At 43.7% G+C, this 23,642-nt stretch carries 16 protein-coding genes; 2 read left to right on the top strand and 14 right to left on the bottom strand.

The features are described from left to right. Positions 1 to 51: 51 nt before the first annotated feature. Positions 52 to 1,899 (bottom strand): hypothetical protein, encoded by a 1,848-nt coding sequence (locus tag NST74_RS15280; RefSeq protein WP_341112993.1) that lies wholly within the window; start codon positions 1,897 to 1,899, stop codon positions 52 to 54. 80 nt (positions 1,900 to 1,979) lie between these two features. Between NST74_RS15280 and NST74_RS15275 the strand changes: the two genes are divergently transcribed. After that, the gene (locus tag NST74_RS15275; protein ID WP_341112992.1) at positions 1,980 to 2,615 is read left to right on the top strand and encodes a TetR/AcrR family transcriptional regulator; all 636 of its coding nucleotides are present in this window, start codon (positions 1,980 to 1,982) and stop codon (positions 2,613 to 2,615) included. An 82-nt stretch (positions 2,616 to 2,697) separates the two neighbouring features. Here NST74_RS15275 and NST74_RS15270 read toward each other — a convergent pair whose 3' ends face one another. The 6 genes from NST74_RS15270 to NST74_RS15245 all read right to left on the bottom strand — a co-directional run bounded on the left by NST74_RS15270 (position 2,698) and on the right by NST74_RS15245 (position 14,470). Then, on the bottom strand, positions 2,698 to 3,681 hold the full coding sequence (locus NST74_RS15270) for an alpha/beta fold hydrolase (RefSeq protein ID WP_341112989.1): 984 nt from the start codon (positions 3,679 to 3,681) through the stop codon (positions 2,698 to 2,700). A 262-nt stretch (positions 3,682 to 3,943) separates the two neighbouring features. After that, positions 3,944 to 7,240 carry a chitinase N-terminal domain-containing protein gene (locus tag NST74_RS15265; RefSeq protein ID WP_341112987.1) on the bottom strand — a complete coding sequence of 1,099 codons (3,297 nt, stop codon included), beginning with the start codon at positions 7,238 to 7,240 and terminating at the stop codon, positions 3,944 to 3,946. Positions 7,241 to 7,670: 430 nt separating this feature from the next. After that, the gene (locus NST74_RS15260; RefSeq protein WP_341112986.1) at positions 7,671 to 8,699 is read right to left on the bottom strand and encodes a hypothetical protein; all 1,029 of its coding nucleotides are present in this window, start codon (positions 8,697 to 8,699) and stop codon (positions 7,671 to 7,673) included. 782 nt (positions 8,700 to 9,481) lie between these two features. Continuing rightward, a complete protein-coding gene (locus tag NST74_RS15255) occupies positions 9,482 to 10,750 on the bottom strand; it encodes a cytosine deaminase (protein WP_341112985.1) in 1,269 nt (422 codons plus the stop codon). Continuing rightward, on the bottom strand, positions 10,719 to 11,996 hold the full coding sequence (codB, locus tag NST74_RS15250) for a cytosine permease (RefSeq protein ID WP_341112983.1): 1,278 nt from the start codon (positions 11,994 to 11,996) through the stop codon (positions 10,719 to 10,721). The genes NST74_RS15255 and codB overlap by 32 nt, the downstream gene beginning before the upstream one ends. A 662-nt stretch (positions 11,997 to 12,658) precedes the next feature. Further along, positions 12,659 to 14,470, bottom strand: a complete 1,812-nt coding sequence (locus NST74_RS15245; RefSeq protein WP_341112980.1) for an AraC family transcriptional regulator — start codon at positions 14,468 to 14,470, stop codon at positions 12,659 to 12,661. A 176-nt stretch (positions 14,471 to 14,646) separates the two neighbouring features. On the opposite strand from NST74_RS15245, the gene NST74_RS15240 reads away from it, so the two are divergent. Beyond that, positions 14,647 to 15,132 (top strand): copper amine oxidase N-terminal domain-containing protein, encoded by a 486-nt coding sequence (locus NST74_RS15240; RefSeq protein WP_341112979.1) that lies wholly within the window; start codon positions 14,647 to 14,649, stop codon positions 15,130 to 15,132. Positions 15,133 to 15,360: 228 nt separating this feature from the next. Here NST74_RS15240 and NST74_RS15235 read toward each other — a convergent pair whose 3' ends face one another. The 7 genes from NST74_RS15235 to NST74_RS15205 all read right to left on the bottom strand — a co-directional run bounded on the left by NST74_RS15235 (position 15,361) and on the right by NST74_RS15205 (position 23,629). Continuing rightward, positions 15,361 to 15,549 carry a hypothetical protein gene (locus NST74_RS15235; RefSeq protein WP_042127876.1) on the bottom strand — a complete coding sequence of 63 codons (189 nt, stop codon included), beginning with the start codon at positions 15,547 to 15,549 and terminating at the stop codon, positions 15,361 to 15,363. A gap of 153 nt (positions 15,550 to 15,702) precedes the next feature. Then, on the bottom strand, positions 15,703 to 15,972 hold the full coding sequence (locus NST74_RS15230; protein WP_341112976.1) for a hypothetical protein: 270 nt from the start codon (positions 15,970 to 15,972) through the stop codon (positions 15,703 to 15,705). A 203-nt stretch (positions 15,973 to 16,175) separates the two neighbouring features. Beyond that, positions 16,176 to 16,895 carry a trehalose operon repressor gene (treR, locus tag NST74_RS15225; RefSeq protein ID WP_341112974.1) on the bottom strand — a complete coding sequence of 240 codons (720 nt, stop codon included), beginning with the start codon at positions 16,893 to 16,895 and terminating at the stop codon, positions 16,176 to 16,178. Positions 16,896 to 17,118: 223 nt separating this feature from the next. Beyond that, positions 17,119 to 19,089 carry a PTS system trehalose-specific EIIBC component gene (gene treP, locus NST74_RS15220; protein ID WP_341112972.1) on the bottom strand — a complete coding sequence of 657 codons (1,971 nt, stop codon included), beginning with the start codon at positions 19,087 to 19,089 and terminating at the stop codon, positions 17,119 to 17,121. 50 nt (positions 19,090 to 19,139) lie between these two features. After that, a complete protein-coding gene (gene treC / locus NST74_RS15215) occupies positions 19,140 to 20,843 on the bottom strand; it encodes an alpha,alpha-phosphotrehalase (RefSeq protein WP_445668140.1) in 1,704 nt (567 codons plus the stop codon). Between the two features lie 396 nt (positions 20,844 to 21,239). Next, positions 21,240 to 22,427: a phosphopentomutase gene (gene deoB, locus NST74_RS15210; RefSeq protein WP_341112968.1), complete on the bottom strand. Its 1,188-nt coding sequence runs from the start codon at positions 22,425 to 22,427 to the stop codon at positions 21,240 to 21,242. A gap of 20 nt (positions 22,428 to 22,447) precedes the next feature. Beyond that, positions 22,448 to 23,629 (bottom strand): NupC/NupG family nucleoside CNT transporter, encoded by a 1,182-nt coding sequence (locus NST74_RS15205; protein ID WP_341112967.1) that lies wholly within the window; start codon positions 23,627 to 23,629, stop codon positions 22,448 to 22,450. Positions 23,630 to 23,642 lie beyond the last annotated feature (13 nt).

Below are 23,642 nucleotides of genomic sequence, written 5' to 3'. Positions count from 1 at the left end.
TTTTCTCTCCTTTACTTTTAGTTTTATGACTTATGATGCAGTCAACTTCCTTCATTTAGTTCGGCCATAGAAAAAAGAATACCCGTCTGATTTCCCTAGCTTAGTCGTCTCCGTTGCGTCCACTAGCTTGACCGCTTTTAGTAACGATACAATTTGCGTATGCATTAGCTTTGCATCAAACTTATCCATCTCTCTGTTTTCACTATTCACTAGTAGATAATCGGGCATTGGAATGAAGCCAATTACAGGTATACCTGATTCAAATAAAGGCTGACTCTCTCCAAACTCAAACTTGTTATGTCCACGCAATAATACAGTACGTGTGCTATCTGTCTTTTCAATAGCCTTCAGCCAAATGGCTGCCATCATTTCATTGCCCGCATAAGTATATTCAGTACTTATTTGTCCAGTAGGGCCATAGTGACCCGTAATATCGTCCTTCCACTCCATGCTACCTAAATGTTCAACCGTAATTCCAGCTACAGCTGTTAAATGGTCTTTCTTGCCATCCCAGAGCTCTCGATGTCCCTCCATCCAGGTGGAAGTTGCTTGAGAAGACCCTTTGAAATCCGGTAATCTAAAATGCCCTGTCACAAAAGCGAAAATCATCGTACGTTCCGGCTGCTCCTGCTGTAAGTAACGAATCATGGACAGCATGCCCACAGCACCATTCTCCTCCACTACATTTATCCCATCCGTATGCGTATTTACGATTATCGCTTCGTCTTTATTTTTACCGTCAATTTTCACATAAAAGGATTCTGTTGGAGCATTTTTTTGTATTTCTGCTTCTAAAATAACTGTACCTTCTTTATGCTCCTGAGCTGCGCTGATCACCTTCTGCCCATCCGTTTCATTAACCCAGATCGCAGGGATTCCAGCATAATCGGTGGTAAAAGGCACATATTGCTTTGCAACCTTATCATCGGAGACCCCTTTCCAGACTAGAACAACTGCTTTTACGCCCATTTCCTTCGCTTGCTCCAATTTAGCTTCTTTTAAAGCTGTAGTGAGAACTAGATCGCCTTCATTTGGGGCAATTTGGCTTTCCATTGGAGATGAATCCCGCATGTTCATTACGATCCCACTTGGGAAATTTCTAAAATTCTCAATTTCAATGACAGCAATTTTCCCGCTGGCCTGGTCATATTCACCGCGCTTCGTATACACCAGTTCCCCTGTTACGCCCTTTTCGTCAGTCTCTCCGGAATAGGGGAAAGCTGAAGAGACATGAATTTCCTGCTGATCAATCATTAAAGAACTGCTCTTTTCTTCCCATCGGTCAAAGGTATAACGATCACGATAAACATTCAACCGCATATCCGTTACCTGCTGCTCCAGCCATGTAATGAATTGATTGTGACCCTTAGAGCCGGTTGTACGGCTTCCAAAAGAATTCATTACCTCAATATCCTTCAGCATTACTGCTGCAGAATCCAATGTATGTTCATCGATCGTCACTGCCGCATTCGTTGCTAATGCCACAGGCTTTGTAATAGGTTTTGCATAGATTCCAATACCCCAAAGTACAGTGACGATAAGAGCTGCGAGGCTAAATAACACTCTTCGAACCACTAGAAACGCAGTGACTCTTCTACTCTCCTTTTGCCAAAACAGTCCTCTCCATATGCCCGCTACGATCAGCAGCAGGATAGAAAGCGCAAGCAGCCAAAATTCCTCTGTTAGTAAAAACAACCCTTCCGCCGCCACCACACTAATGAATACCACATGTAACTTCTCACGCTTTTTTAAATGCAAAAAAGAGATGCCTAATTCTGCTAATAAAAAGATAATGGTAACTATCGAGATTACCGTCTCTTTGCCAATAAATACCGTAGCACAGAGTGCTAAGGTCAAAAGCAGCACCGCTGACAATCGTCTATATAAGTTTTCTAACATGACGCCCTCCTATTTCATCTAACTACAATTTTGACATTACATTTGTAATGCCTTATGGTTTTAGCATATTGAAAAGACTCATGAAAAACAATGAAACGAACACCAGAATGTACAAACGGAGGGGAAATGTCATCTCAAATCATGAATTATACAGTCCAAATACCTCTCAGCATCAGTCCAATAAAGAAACCAACCGTTTGACAAGAGAGGCCATCTGCACGGCATTAGTCTATTTGATCCAGGAACAGCCGTTTAACAAAATCACCATCACCGATATTGTGAAGCGCGCAGGAGTCTCTCGAACGGCCTATTACAATAACTATTCCTCCAAGCAAGAGATCCTGGTGGATTTGGTCGATTCGCTTATTTTTGAAATTAATCAAAAACTCTTGCCTTACACCAATGAATTAACAGGCAAAGCCAAAGAACCTCAAAAATTTATTAAAGTGCTTTTTGAAATTATTTTTCAACAGCGTAGCATCTACAAGGCTCTTCAAAGCGCGAAGTTTGATCATGTGATTCTGGATTGCTTGAATGAAATGATGCTCTCTACTGCTCAGGACAAAAGCGAAGAGAATATATATCGTATATACTTTAAAGCGGGAGCCCTCTATAATGTTCTCCTCAAATGGATACAATCCGACTTTACAAAATCCATTGATGAGATGACCAAGATTTGTCTCTATGTATACCAAACTCCAATGTCCCAGGAATAAGGTTTAAATATCGTATTTTTTAATGTCAAAATAAAGAAACCACGGAACCAAGTTCGGCTCCGCAGTTTAGTTATCAACCATTCTATTGGATCTGCTTCATGTATTCTTTGAATGCTTCGGCGATTTCTTTGTATTTTGTATGATGCAGGTAATGTGAACCTTCCATCGGGATCATTTTTCCCTGTGCGGATTGTTTGACTTGCTCCTCATGAAGCGGAATCCACTGTTTATTGTGCTCATTATTCGATTGAACAAAGAGAAGCAACGGCAAGTCATTTGGAATTGTGAGTTTTTCTCCATTTTTAAAATTGGAACCGAGGTGGCTCAATTCATTCATTAACGTTGGATTGACCGCAACTTGATTCGAAATCAAACGCATCTGTTCTTTGGTATGCTCATCGAATGCAAGCGATTCATACGGATCTCCGCTCACTTTTTGGACCAATCTCATAAGACCTGATTTTTTGAGAAACTGCATCGATTTTATAGGCAATTTGACATCCATACCAGGTTGATTGGGAACGCTGCTATCGATGCCGACAAAAGCAACAACTTCATCCCGATAGGTGTTCACATAGGATGCTCCGTAAAGTCCAGTTATAGAATGTCCCATTAGAATGTATCTGTTAATACCCAATTGCTGCAGAGCTTCGTGAACCTCACTTACAATATTTTCTGTCGTTCTTTCTTTCTTGGTTTCATCGCTCAAACCATAACCGAAAGGCTCGACCACCACGACTTTATAATTGGGGGAAATTTCATCGATCAATAATTTGAAATCAAGCGCAGGCGTCGGGGTTCCTTGTCCCGGAAGGAGCACAACGGTTTGATCTCCGCTGCCTTGAATGAGCACATTCATCTTTTTCCCGTCCACATTGACATACTGGCCATACGATTCGATTTTCTTTTTCTCGACCCCGTTGCTGATAACATTAACGATAAAAACGATGCCCATGAACAGCACGAGCGCTCCTACAATACCTCCGATTATTTTTAACCATAGGTTTCGTTTCTTGTGGCTCTTAGTCCCCGTTGTTTTTATTTCCACCATATTTGCCACGTTCATCTCTTCCCTTCCTTGTCCCTGTATCTGAAGTGCCGCCTTGACTACATGTTCAAAGTGTAATCAACCAAGATGTACTCTTCGTGACGAGAATATGAACGGAATATGAACAAGCCAAAAAGAAAGCAATCTCTAAATGCATTGAAATCAAAACTAAAACAACCTAAGGCATGCACCCTAGGTTGTTTTAATCGTATGATTCTACATATGTTGTTACATATGCAGCCCTTGAAATACTTCGTACAAGACTTAAGCGCTCATCTCATTAACGGCTGACGGTTACCTTGATGGTATCGCTTAAGGTCTCTCCCGCTGCATTGACCAGCTCCGCCCGGTATTCATACATGCCGGAAGCGCGGCCAGTGACATCAGTTGTAGTGCTCTGCGCTGCTGGCGTGTTGGCGTTTAGCGCTTGCGTGTCAATTAGCTGCCCGTTCTCGTAAAGGCGGTACTCGGTGGCGTTAGTACCCCACCACAGATTCATCGTTACTTTATAAGAATCGTCTCCGTCCCAGTTGTCATGGGCCAGAACCGGCTTGCCCGGAGCGGCGTCGCGTATCGTCACCGTGAGCGGCTGGCTCTTAGTTGTGCCATATTTATTGGTCAGCTCCGCTGTGTAAACATAGTTGCCGTTCGGCTTGCTGTGAAGCACTGTGCTTGTCGTCTGGGCGGACGGTGATATATCCTTCAGCGACTTGGAATCGATCAGCGTGCCATTCTCATAAAGCTTGTAGCTGGTAGCGTTATTGCCCCACCAGAGGTTCATGGTGACGGTAAAGTTGCCTTCACTGAGTCCATTACCGTAGCCGCTGTTCGAGGACAACACCGGCTGACCAGGCTTGTCAGTTGCGAGTGCAGCTCCGCCAGTAATTTGGAACTTGTAGCTCTTTTCGGTAGTGTTGCCTGCGGCATCGATCACGACATAGCTTACAGTATGAGGCCCAGCACCCAGCTCCGCAGCGTTCAGCGTCTGTCCGTCGGTTATGGGCTGTCCATCCAGTAGAAGCTGTTTGGAGGTTACGCCAGACAGGTTATCTTCGGCAGTCAATACAAACTTAAGCTGGGCTTCCTCATCCACATCGCCGACCGCATGACCAGACTCCGTCAGCTCCGCTGTCGGTGAACCCGTGTCGATATTAAGGTTCAGTGACTTGGTTTCTTCCGCCTTCCCCTTGTCCGAAACCGCATGGTAAGTCAGCGTATTCTGTCCGTCTTTGCTTACGGCCAACGGAGTGCTGTATATGGCTTGTGCGGCGCCATTCAACGAGTAATAAACTTTTGCTGTATCGGAGTCGGCCTTCAGGGTCACTTCGGCGGGCTGGTTCAACCAGCCAGCAGCGTTCGGATTCACCGACAACGTCGCTGTCGTTACCGGAGCCGCCTCTGCTTCCACCACGCTGAAGTCTCCGAGACTTCTAGGCTTGAGCTGGTATACGCCTTTGAAGATCGCGGCTACGCCCGTAATATTAAGCTTCTGTCCTTCCGCATAAGGGAAGCTGTCCTTCGTGATACCCGTCCGGACATCTACTCGGATATGATTGCTTGTCCCGTCATTGGCGACGGCGTCAAATTCAAAGGAACCGCTTGGCGTTGCGGTGATGATATTCGACACTTTCACGTCATTAAGCTTGAGCAGCTGACCTTGATTGGTATCGTTCACCGCTGGTGCGGCAACGGGCTCAGGCAGCTCGACTGTGCCGGTCTTCTCGATCTGTACAACATCGGTCAACTCTAGCTCCGAATTGTACAGCGCCGTGGACGCAGTTACCTTGACCGTATCACCGGCATGGTAGCCACTTTGGCTCTGGTAGACATAAAGACCGCCGCTCTCATCCTGCAGATAAAAGGTTTGCCCGCCGAAAATACCCGGCTCAGTCGTTACGATTCCCTCAACTGTCACCAACGACCCGACTATTTTGGTTCGGGCTTCGCCGATGGAAACGGTCGCCGGAATCGGATCTTCTTCGTCCGGAAGCGGTTCTGCTGGGACGTTACCGAGCGTTACCGAATCGGTCTTCAGGTTCGTTCCGTTCTGGCGCAAGCGCAGGTTAGATGCAGCCGTGGTACCCGGTTTGATCTGCACGGTCAGATCTTTGTAGGCATGGCCATTCAGGTCTGATGTCAGACTAAAGTTGGCGCTGTAACCATAGCTGCTCGGCCAAGTGCCGTCGCTGTTCTGGATCTTGGCGATCTGGGCTCCGCTGCTCACCTGGTAGATGCCTAATTGGAAGCCTGATACGCTGGTATTGGCAGGCAGATTATCTGCGCTGACACGAATCTGGAAATCCTGTGCGTTCGGCAGTACAGTCTGGTGTGTGAAATTGTACACCGCACTTGCTGTAGCCGCTGCTCCGCCGTAAGAACCTGCCTTGAAGGTACTGCGGTCATACCATTTATAACCGGCGTTCGGCGCGGCCCATGGCTCTGACTGCGGTTCGGTGGAGAGTGCCGGCTCTTCGAACGGATGCAATTGTGTAGGCTGATCCAGCGTTAAGCCACTTACCTGGGTGAAATCTGTATAGCTCTCCTGTTCGGCGAGCCAGTTAACGGTGTTCACCAAGAGCTCAGCATCGTCAGTTTCCTTGAAGCCGTCGTAAGTCGTTTTCTTGGCACCGGTATCCTCGCGCAAATATTTTGGCGTGGCATCCTCGACCGGGGAGGAGTCGCCGATAAAGGCGGCTTTGCCGGCTCCTTTTTTCGCCACGGCTACGTAAGGACCTTCCGCTACGCCGCCGCCATTGTAGACGCCTTGGTCCACTGCGTTGCCCCAAGCATTGTTGGTTTTAGGCAGATAGACGATGCCCTTCGCCCGGGTTGGGTCGAGGATTGCCAGCGTAGAGCCGGCATGCATGGCTACACTTGATACTCCTGCTGTAATACCGAAGGCTTGCTCGGGAGCCACGATGTTGTTTGCGTTAATGTCACCGAGCGCATTGAAGCGGAACCGGACGCCGAACTCATCCGCCAGCCAATCGGAGCTGACCACGCCTTGCATGGCTGCAGAGCCAGCCTCATCGTTGCTCATGCCTTTAGCCGGGTTATCCCAAGCTCCACGGCGGTAGCCGTTGAATGCCTCGCTGCCGTCCCAACGGTTCTTATTGCGGTCCGCATTGTAATGATCGCCGATGAAGAAGATGCTTCCGCCGTTTTCCACGTATTCCGCCATGGCTGTCTGTTCGCTGGATTTATATGGAATGTTAGATTCGGCTACGACGAAGACATCATAGCTGGAAAGATCGCCTAGCGTAATGGGAGTGGTCTTACGAAGTTCCTTGACATAATAGCCTTCTTGCGCAAGTGCATTGCCAAAGTCGGAGAAGGCACCGTTGATAACCCAGTCGGCCGCTCCGGCCGTCTGCGCGTGAGTATTGTCGAACAGAATTTTCTGGCCTGAATGCTCGTTGACCACTTTGGCTTCAATAAATGGCGCGGGGTCACTTGGCCCCTCAGCGTATATCGCCGAGTCGGCTCCGAATGCGAACAATTGCAAAGGTACGGCAACAGATGCAACCAGCATGCTATTTAGCAGCTTCTTTTTCCAACCTGAATGCTTCTCCTTCATATCCTTCCTCCTTAAGAAATAGATCGGCGGATTTTTCCATAATTGTCCACCGCTTTCGTCTAATATGCTATCTCATAAGGATTAAGAAAAACATATATTTATGTAAAGTGTTGTAAATTTATACTTTGGGCCTATACAGTGGGTGAAAACAAGGTCGAATCTTGGAAATAAGCTATGAAAAAAGTCTTAGTGATACTGGAGTTTTGGTCCGGGACGTCCTAAGCGTTCAAACCGGAATATCGTTCTTATTATTCGGAAAGAACTGCAACAGAAAAAAGGTACGGAAAAACATCACGTTTTCCGTACCTTTTTCATTTTAGAACTTATTGGACAGCCATTTCATTGTTAAATCCCTTTTATCTTCATTGATGTAAATAAATATTATACAGAACCTGTGCAGCTTCTGCTCTCGTTGTCTCGCCTTTAGGGCTCAGGTGCCGTTATTCATTGCTTCTGGATACCCGTCACCGCCGGAGAAGCTAGCAGACGGGGTGGCTGTCAGCGCTGCGTTTTGCAGCCCTGCATTTACGACATATACAGTGGTTCGTACTTCTAGATCGCTGTCTTTGACTGTCCCTCTAGCTTCGAATTCACCTGTATTCGCATAGCTGTCAGGATCAATTACATCCCACTTAGTCTCCCTCTCCATGAATCCGTAATCTGATAGAATATTCACCTGGGCGGGAAGTATCGGGGATATTTCTTTCTTTGTCACTAAGCTAATTGCCCGGTAAGTGTCGTTGGTGTCTTCTTTAAGCTCAATCGTTACATCCTTACTATCCTTCTTATCTTCGTCTGCCGCTGTGAAGGTAAACACATAGGTGCCTGCCTTACTGACGCGTGCATATGCCGTTGCTTTGTCTCCTCCTACAAAAGTAATCTCTCCAGCACCATCAGGCTTTTGCTTAACGGTCCATGCATACGACAAAGTAGGTTCAAATACCGCACTGTGAACTGGATCAGGTATTGCCTCGCCGGATAATACCAGATTACTGTTATTCGTAACATCCTGAGTTACAGTCACTTGGCCAATTTCCGGCGGCAGTTTCTCAGGAGTTGCTGCCAGTTGAAAGGTTACTTGGCCGGAACCCGTTTTCTGTCCGTCATTGGCAATGAGCTCGACCGTATATGTGCCTTCTTTTGTACCGACTGCCGCACCAGCGGCGAAGGAAATTACATGCTGTATAGCATAGGCATACCCGCTGTCGGCGCCGGCAAAATTATGCACGGTTACACGGTCGTCATAGGTATCAGATAAAGTCTGGTATTTGTTATTCCAAGGCATGGACAAACCGATATCACCGAATTCAATATATTTTCCGCTTTTGTTTTTCACGGTGATTTCCCACAGCATCGAACCGTCTTGGGTATCCATATCAAATACGGACTTCACGTCAAAACCTTTCATTACGCGCTGGGCAGTGGAGTCCAGGTTCTGTCCGATAAAGTTGTCTTCCACTTTCTTACCGTCCGCAGAGGCTGTTTTCGCTATATAGGGATTATTAGGATTGATATCAGAGTATTTTGTTGATCCGCCGGCTGCAAGCGTTTTATGGGTATCTACCTCTAGAAAGCCCTCTCTGTTGTTAGGGAATTGTTCACTGTCACCAGTGGCGATAAGAAAAAATCATTTCGCCCATCCATTGGTGCTGGATATTTTTTGAGGGATTGTGTCGTTAGGCAGAACAAAATTGATAGGCTCTCCGTTTTTATTGGTAGGGTTATTATTGATATAAAGTTCTTCTATCTGACCTAAATCACCGACTTTCGCAGAAAGGCTAGTATTCGCTATATCATTTTTTACTCAGATACCGTGGCCGCGGCGCTAATCTCCATAGGAAGCGATTGAAAAAACAACAGAAGAGCAATCATGAGTGGCCTTAGCTTTTTAGTCATCATTTACTTCGTAACCTCCTGTTTTTGTACTTAGTAATAAAATTAATTCAAGTATTTTTTACACCTTTCTTCCATTCCATTAATAGAAAGCGCTTACTTAAGTGTATCATCCGTAGTTTCACTGAAAAACGAATATAACTACCTATATTTATAAAATTCCACACTTTTTTCTCTTTGCAATGTACCTATAGCAAAGCTATTGTGCCGAAATACAAGAATCAAAAAAATCCCCTCATGTATGCAGGAAGAGTTCACGATCACGTGATCTCTTATAGCCCTGTCTAACATGAGGGGACTTTTGGCTAAAAAGCAGGCTTTGCTTGATGCAGCGCATGCTTCATTCCATTATTTATTGAAATTAATCTTCTCCGAACCGTTCTCAAGAATGATCGAAGTGTCCCGCGGCTTTGTTTCCGCGATTTTACACCCAGCTCTGAACGAATAAAGAACTCCGGCCTGTTTACGAATAGTCTCATACTCGTTCTCTGCTTCAAGAACGATGAAGTTGGCAGGTTTACCTTCTTCAATGCCATACATATCCTCGATATTCAACGTTCTTGCGCTATTTTTCGTAATAAGATCGATTGAATTTACGATTTGATCGTATCCGAGCAACTGAGAAGCATGAATGCCCATGTGGAGCACCTGAAGCATGTTGCCTGTGCCCAGCGGATACCATGGATCAAAGATGTCATCGTGACCGAAGCATACATTAAGTCCAGCTTCCAGCAGTTCTTTGACGCGAGTTAATCCTCTTCTTTTCGGATAAGTGTCAAAGCGTCCCTGCAGATGGATGTTAACCAGAGGATTGGAGACGAAATTTAGGTCAGCCATCTTCAGTAATCTGAACAATTTGTACGTGTAGGCATCATTGTATGAACCCATCGCCGTTGTGTGGCTTGCTGTCGTGCGGGAGCCAAGCCCGCGTTCGTAGGCTTCTTTGGCTACAACTTCTAAGAAACGGGATTGCTCGTCATCGATTTCGTCGCAATGGATGTCAATCAGGCGGTCGTACTTTTCAGCGAGGTCAAACACAACCTTCATCGAATCGACGCCATATTCTCTTGTAAATTCGAAGTGTGGGATACCACCCACCACATCAACGCCCATTTTCAGCGACTCTTCTAGTAATTCTACGCCATTCGGGTAGGAGTGAATACCTTCCTGTGGAAAAGCGACAAGCTGGATGTCAATGAATGGCGCCATTTCTTCTTTCACTTCAAGCATTGCTTTAACGGCGGTCAAGCTTGGATCGGTGACGTCTACATGTGTTCGTACATGCTGGATACCCTGCGCGATCTGCCATTTCAGTGCAGTTTTAGAGCGTGTTTTGACGTCTTCGTGCGTCAGGAAGGCTTTACGTTCTGACCAACGCTGAATGCCTTCAAATAGTGTTCCGCTCAAATTCCATTCCGGCTCACCAGCTGTTAACGTTGTATCCAAGTGAATATGAGGTTCAATGAACGGCGGCAGCACAAGTGAGCCGTTAACGTCAATTACTTCCTCATTCGCAGTTGATTCCAGTGACTGCGTGATAAGCTCAAACTTCCCATCTTTCACTACAATATTCCATAAACCTTCTTTACCCCGCAATTTTGCGTTTTGTATAATCATTTAAATTCCCCTTTTCTTTGGATTTTCTCGCAGAAACGATCAGCATTAACACGGTGTATACAACCGCTGTTCCGATAAGTGCATTGAGTGGTGTTATTCCTGGAGCCAGCTGGGCAAAGGCCACACCGATAGCCCATGCCACCATCGCTATCCAGTTTACATTCTTGAAAGTCATGTCGGCAAATGGTTTATAGTTTCTGCGCTTCACAATAAAATAGTCTGCGATGATGATAGCTCCGATGGACGGTATCGCTGCACCCAGCACATTCAAGAAACCGACGAAATTGTTGTACATCCACATGGCAAATACTGTACCTACGATGCCGTTCACAATAACGAAGAACTTTTTCGATATTTTAGTGATATTGGCAAAGCCCAGCCCGGAAGCGTAAAGTGCATTATCGTTGGTCGTCCAGATGTTCAGCCCCAGAACGATGATTGCAGGAATGAGCAGTCCTTGCAAGAACATAACTTCCGAGATATCAGCTAGATTGTAAGCCATTGCGCCGACTGCACCGAATAGGAACATAAGTGAGTTCCCAAGAAAGAACGAAATGACAGTGGCTGTAACCGCCTGCCGGGACGTCCTTGCAAACCGGGCAAAATCGGGCGTCAGCGTTCCGCCGCTAATGAATGACCCGATACAAATGGTCAATGCTGCTGCTGCGGTAAGCGACTCTGTTGGTGAGTAATCGAACAACCCTTGCAGACCACCCAGCGTGTTAACTCCTTCGAACACGGAGTAACCACCGAGAATAGCAATGGCCGGAACTGCTATATAACCCAGAATGACAAGCGACTTCATGCCGAAGATAGCTGATGCCGTCATTGCGAGACCAAACACGAAGATCAAAAGGTACACATTCCAGTCCATCGCTCTGGCGACCGGTACCGCGAACATGGCTACACCGACACCGAACCATCCTACCTGTGTGAAGCCAAGCAGGAAAGAAGGAAGGTACGATCCTTTTTCACCGAACGCATATTTTGCAAGCAAATGCGTGGAAAGACCTGTTTTGGCAGCGATATGTGCCAGTGCTCCCGTATAGATGCCGAGTGCCAGATTACCGGCAAGCACGATTCCAATGAACTCCATGAATGTCAAGCTGACCCCTAACGTTCCCCCTGCCAACATGCTTGCGGAAAAGAAAGTGAATGCCAACATGACGGAAAACGTCTTCCCAAAATGATTTCTTTGCGTTTTCGGCACCGCTTGCCACGAAAACTCTTGATCTTGTTTACTCATCAGAATACCCCCATATAAAGTCTCCTGATACCAAAAAAGCAGAAACAAAAGAGGCTACTCGTCAAATCAAACTGACAAGTAGCCTCTTTTGTTCATCATAACCCGCGCGAAGACACAGAGCATCCCTTGACGGAATATGCCCTGATTCTTAGCTGATTATAAAAATCCGCTGTCCTTGTCAGCCTCTCTGGACTGAATTAAAGGTACCAGTATTTAATTACATTCTATTATTTTAGAAAAACCTTTGGATGTCAATGTCATTAATATCCATTGATTAGAATCTTCTTTTGATAGCTGCACTTGGAATTTTTAATAGGATGATGTCGACCACGCCTTCCATATGGAACTCACTCTTAGGACAAAGCCTTATGTCGAACCGGATTACCACAGGCTCAGAGTGCCTCCACTTCCTATCAGAATACCAATACTTTTTGCCATTTTCATGCAGTTACCTTCAGCTTCTTCTCTATCCTGTAAATTACTCTGATAAACAGTAAAAAAGCGAAACAGACAAAAGTCGTTTCGCTCAATCATATGCCGCATCTATTAAACTATTAAGTATTGCCCAGTAATAAATTCACAATTGTATCAAGTTGAAGCTCTAATGAAAATGGGTCCTCCATTACGAATTCATCATGATAGTTATCACCATACAAATAAACTTAGCCATTTTTCACTGCAGGTATGCCTTTCCAAATGTTACTTTCCATTGCCTTATTGGTTGCATCAGCATCGCCATTATATACAAAAACATAATCACCTAAGTATTCTGGAAGAACTTCAAGTGAAATCGATTCAAACCCTTCCGCCATATTTTTTGCATTTTCTGTTGGAGGCAGCTGTAGCATATTGTAGATAGTCGAAGATCCATAGTTTCCGCCCTTTGCCGCTAAGACGTACACTGCTTTTTCTGAAAATGAAACAACCGAGACGGTTTCCCCTTCCTTGATCACCCCGGATAGTTTTGACTTTGCTTCAGCTACTCTCTGTTCGTATTCCGTAATCCATTCTTCTGCTTCTTTTTCTTTACCAAAAATCTTGCTTACACTCCTAAACTTATCAAGTGGCCCTGCTGTTGTTAATCCCTCCCAATATGGCAGAAAAACAGTCGGTCCAATTTTCTCATATTGTTCTATGTTCTCATCGATTGAGCCGATAATTAAGTCCGGATCTAGCATCGTTAATTTTTCCAGGTTTAAAGGGAAATTACCTAAATCTTCAATTTTCTCGATCGTTTCTTTGGGAATGTCTGCCTTTTCCATCCAACCTTCATCCAGCATAAACGTTCTTACACCGATTGGAACTATACCTAATCTCAATAAATGTCCCATATATTGATCAGATGCCACTCTTTTCGGCTCTGCGGGTACTTCCACATCTCCCTTAGGTGTAGATACTATTCGAGTTTTCAAAATTTCTTCTGATTTTGTTTGATTTACGGTTCCATTCCCTGCACTTTGCTCCTTCGCAGCTGTGCCCGTCCCGCTGGAGCAAGCACTTAATAATAGAGAACCGCAAAGCAGCAAAGCTGCCGTCGTCTGAGATTTTGTCATTTTAAACATATGTAATTCCCCTTTATCCGTATTATGATAATGATTATCATTATTAATATACGGTTGAACGATGTGTTCAAAAATAGAGGATGTGGGGAAGTTTGATGGATTTTCAGCAACTTTATGTCGCTGTATCTCTCTTGTTCTAAAATGTGCAGGTGAAACACCTTTTCTTTTCTTGAAAATTCTGCTGAAATAATATACGTCTTTATAACCAACGCTTGCTGAAATTTCCCCCACAGAAGCATTTGTTGTCAATAAAAGCTTTGCTGCAAGATCAAGCCTAAACCAAATTAAGTAATCAATCGGACTCATACCTGTGTACTCTTTAAACAATGATGACAAATGATAAGCACTGAAATTAAATACTTCCGCAAGAGAATCTAATGTGATGGGCGCCGCGTAGTATTCTTGGATATAAGTGATTACTTGGACTGCTACACTTGTTTGTTTCACCTCAGTCTCTTTTCTATGTAACTCTTTTAATTGCTGATGAATGAGTTGATAAAAAAGTGATTTTATGTTGAGTCTCTCTTCTTGCTCGTTCCATTTTTGATACATCATTTGAATTTTGTTATAAAGTAAAATGGGTGAATCAGGAGTAAAACAATATTGAGTTTGGAAGAGATCCTCTTCATGAATCCATGCACGGTAATAAATGATATAGTAAACAAATTTCTTGCTTGTTGGAACAATATTGAGGGTCGCCCCTTTTCCGCTATGCAAAAATTGAAATCCTGTAAAAGAAAATTCAGACTGATCTAACTGAACTTGAGCACTTCCATGTATCGATAGTAAAAATATGTTGGCTGGAATCTTATACTTTTGAAGTGTTTCGCCTTGTACCATTTCAATATGGCGTACGTCCAATAACTTGACCGTCGCTTGATCCCAAAGAGATATTTGATTGCTTTTGTGCATAATAATTGCCCCTCCGTTATCTTTCTAATGATCATCATAAATGATAACCATTATCAATAACAGTCGAGATATTTATTTGAGCTCCTCTTCACAAAATACTTGTAAATGATTACTAGCCAGAATAGTGTTAAAATGTGGGTAAAAAGGATAACTAATTTGTAACAGGGAGAACAACTATGAAAATGAGATTCATAATGAAAACAATCTTTGTTTTGTCACTTGCAATCCTAACTGCGGCAGCAGCTCCTGCAGATGAGGTAGACTACCAAATCTTCATTAAAAAACAGAGGATTTCGGGAGATATAACTGCTGTTAATGAGTCAAATACTACACTGCTGCCCGCTGCACCTTTCTTTAATGCTTATCACTTTAAAATTAAACCTCAGGAAAATACCAAATTGATTATAGTGACAGATGGTTATACCAAATTAGAATTTGAAATAGGCAATACAACGGCTTACCTTAAAGGTATGAATCCATACACAGAACAAGGATATGGAGATGATGGCTTAAAAGTGAAACTCGCTGTGGCTCCAACAATAATAAATGACCGAATATATTTACCGATCTCTCTTATCGCCAAGAGTCTGGGTTTACATTATCGAATTGACAAACATGAAAAGAAAATTATTTTCTATTCAATTCCAAAGAAATCTGCATGATTATGATCCTTAATCTTTATTTCTTCCGAAATCTATTTCTATGTGGCTTTGATTTACTCCCAAACATAAACCTTCTCCACACAAACTCAAAGTGTCCATATTTATGTCCGTGACTACAATTCATTTCTTCGGGCATTCAATACTTATTGAAACAACACATTACAAAGTAATAATCATCTGCTAAGCCGATCCAGAAAGGATCGGCTTATTTTTAAAGTTTTCCTAAGGTCAATCTTGTCTGTTCTCAACAGACTTCATGCGGTTTTGATCGTCAGGCACTCGGTCATTACTGAATTCCTGGCCTGCTTCTACTTCACCATGGCCGGAAGCACTTCGAGCAAAATTTGTGAACTGCCTTTTTTGCTCATCTAGCTTATGTTTACTTTTTAGAAGCTCTTGCGGATCCAGATTTGTCATAATGCTATCCTCCCAAAATGGAATTATGCTGTTTATTCGCACTACAGAAGTTTTCCATAATTGAGCGGTGCTTATGCAAAAAATTCAAATTCCTATTTTATAACTAAAAAACTCCTACTCACCCAAAGCAGAAGTTTCAAAACTAAGATCTATTTAACGAAAAATATCAATTATTTTAGTCAAAACAAGATATTCTAAAACTACGATCCCGACGCAAATCATTATAAAAAACTGAAGTCTTGCCGTATTCAATCTATCCTTCCAATACTCTCCTCGGAATAATGAAATGATGTTAGGTGTAAAAGAATGTCTAACTGTTTCGTTATAATCATCATTATCCGCAAAGAACACGCGAAACAATACCTTATATACCGGAATATTTAAGAACAGTAGAAAAATGATTATAACAAGTTCGAGTCTCAATGTACTCTCCTCCCAAGATTCAATTATCCTAATTTTACCACATGGATAACTGTAGAAATTGGGAAAGACAGTATTGAGCAAGATTATTTTCTGTTTCTGTGAAGACAGCTTTAAATAAATAATCAATTCATTCAATTAAGACCAATTTAAAAACTCCGCGCAAAAAAAAGGCGTATCCCAAACTGGAATACCCCTCTTTAAGCTTACCGTCTCACCCTTCGGGCAAAATCAACGAACTGAAATTTGTCCAGCCGGTGTCTAGACTCGGTATATTGGAAAAGCACTGTATTCTCCAGATAAACATAGTTTCGGACTACTACAATATGTGAGAAGCCCTTCAAATCGAGCAGTCTATGATCCTCCTCTGTAGATGGTTCAACGGATATAAGCTTCTTCGCATAACTGATCTTAAGTCCCAACTTCTGCTCCAGATATTCATAGAGTGAGCCTTCTGCGATTTCCTCGCTTAAGAATGGAACAATATCCGCTCGGAAATAATCCTTATCCAATATGATCCGATCTCCTTCAATCTCTCTGGCACGAATTACTTTCCAAACCAGGGTTTCAGGTGGAATCTGTAGATGTCTGGCGAGCGCGGCGCCTGCCGGCTCACTTATCGTCCGGTCTACCAGTGTCCGTGAGGCAGTACCCAGTGTATCGGACATCTCTTTAAATGAAATCAAACCGGTAATGGGGAAATCCATTCTCGTCATGTCAAGCACAAAGGAGCCTCTGCCCTTGATTTTGTGAATGTATCCTTCACGGAACAAGAGGTTCAGTGCTTTGCGCACGGTTTCTCGTGAAGTGCTGTAAGCTTCAGCAAGTTCACTTTCGGAAGGCAGCTTGGTTCCCGGCAGCAGTTGCCCAGAATGAATTTGGTTGCTGTACTCATTATAAATTTGCAAATATTTATTTTCTCTCAATTTTGATCACCGCCCTTTATTGTATCACGTCATGCCTTTGGAAGCATCGATTCAATTGGAATACGGCACACAAGAAGAAATGACTTTGTCGTCCTCTAAAGACGAAACCATTTTACATAGTAATATAAGAGGAATTTGTACCATGGAACATATAAATTTATAGAAAGACAGCCCCTGGGGGCTGTCTTTCTATAGTATAAAGTCTTTGCCAATATAACCTTTATCAACCCTTGAGATGAATAGTCAAGATACTTGTTTGTTTAGCCGTAGCTGGTCCTGTCTTCTCTTCAATCTTCTCGATCATTTCCTGACCTGCAGGAATGATGATTGGAGTAATCAAAGGGTAACCTGCTGCACGGATAGCTTCCATATCAAATTCCAGCAGAAGCTCACCTGCCTGCACCTTGTCTCCAATATTCATATAGGTGGTAAAACCGCTGCCTTTAAGCGACACCGTATTAATTCCCACGTGGATGAGTACCTGTACACCACTGGCATGTTCCAGAATAAGCGCATGTTTGCTCTTGATCACATGAGCTACAGTAGCATCAAAGGGAGCATATACTTTTCCCTCAGAAGGTTCGATTGCAATGCCTTCGCCCATCTGCTTCTCGGCAAAGGCGGGATCGGGAACTTGTTCCAATGGTACTGCAGATCCAGTGAGCGGCGAAATAAGCTCCAGAATATTCACGGAGTCCTGTGACTCTTGAACTATAGGGCGGCTGTGCAAATTGTCTGTCTCGCTCACAGTACTAGTAGCCTTTGTAGCTGAGTTCTTTTCGGAACGCCCCACCACAGAACGGCCGTAGAGTACAGTGGCGACAAATGGCACAATGAGAACAATAAGCATGCCAATGAAGAACACGCCCCACTGGTTCGGGAATATCGAAAGGAAGCCGGGAATCCCCCCTACGCCGATGGATGAAGCGCGAACCTGATTAACGGTAAGAAGCATACCGGCAATCCCTGAGCCGATCATCCCGAAGATGAAAGGATAACGATAGCGGATATTTACCCCAAAGATCGCCGGCTCTGTCACGCCTAGGAACGCAGAGACGGAAGACGTAGCCGCTAAGCCTTTTGCCTTCTGTTCTCTGACTACGAACATCATTGCCAGTGCAGCTGCACCTTGTGCAATATTGGATAACGCTAACATCGGCCAGAGGAAAGTCCCGCCCTCGCTGCCGATGAGCTGCACATCAACCGCTAAGAAGGTATGATGCATACCAGTGATGACCAGAAGCGCATAGAATCCGCCGTAAATCAAGCCACCAAGAAGAGCAAAATGATCAAATACAAAGATCAGGCCAGAGGTGATGGCATTGGCAATGCCAAACGTAACCGGTCCGATAATGGTGAAGGCCAGAAAACCTGTAATCAGTAAAGTCACTGGCGCAACAACCAGCAGTTTAATGGAATCATGCACCCGGCGGTTGAGGAACTTCTCCAGCCTTGCCAGAATATAGGCCGAAACCAGCACTGGCAATACTTGTCCCTGATAACCGATCTTCTCCAAATGCCAGCCGAACAAATTCCAGGTTGGAACAGTTCCCTCAGTGGAAGCACTTGCATAGTTATAGGCACTTAATAGATCCGGGTGCACTAGAATGAGGCCCAAAACGATCCCGAGCAGAGGACTGCCGCCGAACCGTGTAACAGCTGCCCAACCGATTAGTGCTGGTAAAAAGGTAAATGCTGTGCTGGCAATCGTATTAATAATCGCAGCAATGTCTTTCCATGCGGGATAGACATCCACCAGCGACTGATTATCAAAGAAGATACCAGGTCCAGTCAAAATATTATTGATCCCTAGCAGCAAACCTGCGGTTACGATAGCCGGTAGAATAGGAATAAATATATCAGCCAGCGTCTTGATCGCACGCTGCAGCGGATTCTGTTTTCGGGCAGCCGCGGATTTCACTTCATCTTTGGAAGAACGAGAACCGCCTGTGATCTGAATCATTTCATCGTATACTTTATCTACAGTTCCCGGTCCGATAACGATTTGAAACTGCCCTTGACTAGAAAATTGTCCTTTTACTAGTTCGTTACGGTCCAAGGCTTCCGAATCCACCTTGCTCTCATCATACAGCGAGAATCTCAGCCGGGTTACACAATGTGTCGCAACCTCTATATTCTCCTTGCCCCCAATTGCCCGTACAATATCCTCAACATTTTTGCGGTCTATTGCCATATTTTCACTCCTTACATAATTGATATGGACTCCTTCTCAAGTACACCTCGTTAGCGGATTAACCACATGTAGGAAGCATAAGGACTAAGCTGAAGCTCTTGTGTTAAAGCAGGTGTATCTGTTGTGTTCCCAATCAGGAGCTCGTCCTTCCCCCTCGATGACAATTCGGACCAGTGACTGTCTTCAAAGCGGAAGGTAATCTGTTTACTGCTGAAGTTTGAGACCACGACAAGCGCTTCCCCATCTCCTGTTCTAGCGTAAGCAAATACTTCAGGATGTGCTTCATCGAGTCTCTTGAAAACACCGTCTATAAATATCCCATACTCTTTGCGTAACGCAATTAGCTTGCGGTAATGATGGAAGATGGAATTGGGATTGGCTAGCTCCTTCTGCACATTGATGTCCGGATACCGTTCATCAACTTTCAGCCATGGAGTACCGGTGGTGAATCCGGCATTTCGGCTGTCATCCCACTGCATCGGCGTTCGGGAATTATCCCGTGAACGTTCCTGAAGAATACTCAAGGCAACCTCAGGGCTTTTCCCTTGTTCGCACAATATGCGGAACATATTCAGTGACTCGATATCACGGAACTCATCGATACTATTCCATACCGGATTTGGCATACCGATTTCTTCCCCCTGATAGACATAAGGTGTCCCTTGAAGTCCATGCAGCGTTGTCGCGAGCAGCTTGGCGCTCTCCACCCGGTAGACCTTATCATCAGTGAATCGGGAGAGGGCACGCGGTTGATCGTGATTGTTAAAAAATAATGCGTTCCAGCCCCGGCCTTTCTGCATTTCATTCTGCCACTGCGTGAACAACCGTTTCATCGCCTCAAAATCATAGGGCATTAGCTCCCACTTCTGTCCATTCGGATAATCGACTTTTAAATGATGAAAATTGAACGTCATGGAAAATTCCCGTTCTTCAGGGTTCGAGTACCTGATGCAATGCTCCAGTGTAGTTGAGGACATCTCTCCTACAGTCACCATCTCATACGGACCAAATACCTCTTCATACATCGCTTTGATGTATTCATGAGCACGTGGACCGTCAGTATAGAACTTTCGTCCATCCCCCGGCGGAACACTTCCGTCATCATTAGGGAAGCGCTGATCCTTGGAAATTAAGTTAATTACGTCCATGCGGAAGCCGTCGACACCCTTTTTAGCCCAGAATAGCATCATATCATTCACTGCTCTACGGACCTTCTCGTTCTCCCAATTCAGATCCGCTTGGGTTTTATCGAAGAGAGTTAGATAATATTGTCCCGAAGCTTCATCGAACTGCCAGGCAGGGCCTCCGAACTTCGACTGCCAGTTGTTGGGTAAGCCTCCGTCTGGAGCTGGGTCCTTCCAGATATAGTAATCACGGTAGGGATTGTTTCTGCTTGAAATGGATTGTTTGAACCACTCATGTTCTGTTGAAGTATGGTTAACTACGATATCGATCATTAGCTTCATGCCGCGTCTGTGCAATTCCTGTACTAACTCGTCGAAATCCTCCATCGTTCCAAAATCCGGGTTAATATTTTCATAATCCGCAACATCGTAACCGTTATCATGTTGCGGCGAAACATAGACCGGCTGTAACCAGACAATATCAATTCCAAGGGTCTGTAAATAATCTAACTTTTCAATAAGTCCTTTAATATCTCCTGTTCCGTTGCCTGTAGTGTCCTTAAAGCTCTTTGGGTACACCTGATACACCGTGGACCGGCGCCACCATTCTGAATTCTGGGACTGACTCAAGTTGAGCACCTCCAAATGAATTACTTTATGTCAAACATTAAACCTGTATATACAAGTTCAAACACATCCACAGTTTAAACCTGTATATACAGGTTGTCAATACTAATAATTATCTAAGCCGTGAGCAAAAGAAGTGACAATAACATTTATACCAGTACTCTTAACTACGATTCATTGGAAAAGGGTATTGCCAGATGGTTTATCTTTTATTAACCCATTTGATAATCAATTATTCTTTTTCATTTATTTCCCGTCTAAATACTTGTTCAAAATCACAACACAAAAAGCCGCTTTCTAAGCGACTTTTTGTATACGTAGATGTCTAGTTAAAAAGACGAACAGGATACCTTTTTACGAAATATAAGTTAGGTATCCTGCTTCATAATAAATTTAGTTTTATTTAAGTTCCTGGAGGAAGCTCTGTCCAAATTGTGGCAGGGCTACACCAAAATTTTCTGCAATGGTTGCTCCAATATCCGAAAATGTCTTACATACAGGAAGCTCACATTGTTGATTGAAACGCTTACTGTAGATGAGTAAAGGCACATATTCACGGGTATGATCTGTACCAGTATGAACGGGATCATTGCCATGATCTGCCGTAATCATAAGAAGATCATCTTCACTCAGCTCCGCGAGAACTTCCGTCAATCGTTCGTCAAATTCTTCTAGTGCTTTCCCGTACCCGATCGGATCTCTACGATGACCATAAAGAGCATCAAAATCAACAAGATTCAAGAAGCTAAGTCCTGTGAAATCACTATGAATGGTCTCCATAAGTTTATCCATGCCATCCATGTTAGACACTGTGCGCAAAGACTTGGTGACACCTTCTCCATCATATATATCTGAGATTTTGCCAATCGCTAGTACATCTAACCCAGCATCCTTGAGCTCATTCATCACGGTTCTATCATAAGGCTTCAAGGCATAATCATGGCGGTTCGATGTTCTTTTGAAATTTCCGGGCTGTCCGAGGAACGGTCTTGCGATCACTCTGCCTAACATGTAGTCCTCGCGTAAAGTAATCTCTCTGGCAATCTCACAGATTTGATACAGTTCTTCCAAAGGAATAACCTCTTCATGAGCGGCAATCTGAATCACTGAGTCTGCTGATGTATAGACAATGAGTGCACCGGTGTCCATATGCTCTTGTCCAAGCTCATCGAGAATAGCAGTACCGCTAGCGGGTTTATTCCCAATTACCTTTCGTCCCGTTCTTTCTTCTAATTCATTAATTAATTCATATGGAAATCCTTCAGGAAACACTTTGAAAGGAACCTCAATTCGCAAACCCATTATTTCCCAATGGCCTGTCATCGTATCCTTTCCATTTGAAGCCTCTTGCATTTTTGACCAATAAGCTAAAGGCTGATCTACTTTGGGCACTCCGGGTATTTGGTCAATATGGCTTAACCCTAACTTGGATAACACAGGAACATGTAGTCCATTCATTTTTTCCGCAATATGCCGTAATGTATGTGATCCTGCATCCCCAAACTTTTCAGCATCTGGAGCTTCACCAATACCTACAGAATCCATAACGATGACGAAAACACGCTTAAACCGGGGTGTTTGTTTCATGTTAATACTCCTTGATTCAACTAGAATATGATACCGATAATCAAAGCAGATAAAACGCTTACAAGTGTGGCGCCGAATAACAGCTTTAATCCAAATCGAGCTACGATATTCCCTTGTTTTTCATTCAATCCCTTCACAGCACCCACAATGGTACCAATGGACCCGAAGTTAGCAAATGAGATTAGAAAAACAGAGACAATGGCTGTAGTACGTCCGCTTAAACCGTCTTGGATCTTAACAAAGTCAAGCATAGCAACGAATTCATTCGCAACAAGCTTTGTCGCCATAATACTGCCTGCATCAACTGCTTCATGCCATGGCACACCGATAAGAAAGGCGATTGGTGCAAAGACATACCCTAAAATTCCTTGAAACGAAATACCGAATACTCCGCTGAAGACCCCGTTAATTAGAGCAATGATTCCCACAAAACCAATCAACATTACTCCAACTACTATGGCTACCTTGAAGCCATCCATAATATACTCACCCAGCATTTCAAAAAACGTTTGTTTTTCCGCTACCTGAACTTCAACAATATCTTCTTCAGGTGTAACTTCATATGGATTAATGATGGATGAAATGATAAATCCACCGAAAAGGTTTAATATTAACGCCGCCACTACATATCGAGGTTCTAGCATCGTCATATATGAACCAACGATTGACATGGATACCGTCGACATTGCGGACGCACATAATGTATACAAGCGATGTTTTGGCAATAATCCCAGTTGGTTTTTCACCGAAATAAACACTTCATTTTGTCCTACAATTGCAGCTGCAACTGCATTATAGGATTCCAATTTGCCCATGCCATTTATTTTACTCAGTACCAAACCAATATACTTTATAATGAATGGCAATATTTTATAGTGTTGTAAAATCCCTATTAATGCTGACATAAAAACAATTGGCATCAAAACATAAAGGAAAAATGTATGCGCCCCTTCATTTGCAATCCCGCCAAATACAAAGTCAATACCTTCATTGGCGTAGCCAAGTAATTTTGCAAAACTATCAGCAAAGCCTTTAATTAAGAATTCGCCTATGCTCGTTTTTAGGATAATTAATCCCAAGCCTATCTGAATAGCGATCATTACAATGATTGGACGATATTTAATCTTTTTCTTATTGTTACTTCCAAGCCATGCCAGTAATAGAACAATAACTAAACCGGCAACAGAAATTAGATAGTGCATTTTTAACCCTCCA

This window comes from Paenibacillus sp. FSL F4-0125 (assembly GCF_038008565.1).
Lineage (GTDB): Bacteria > Bacillota > Bacilli > Paenibacillales > Paenibacillaceae > Paenibacillus_AQ.
Note: the sequence above shows the minus strand (reverse complement) of the source record. Positions and strands in the feature narration are given on the sequence as shown.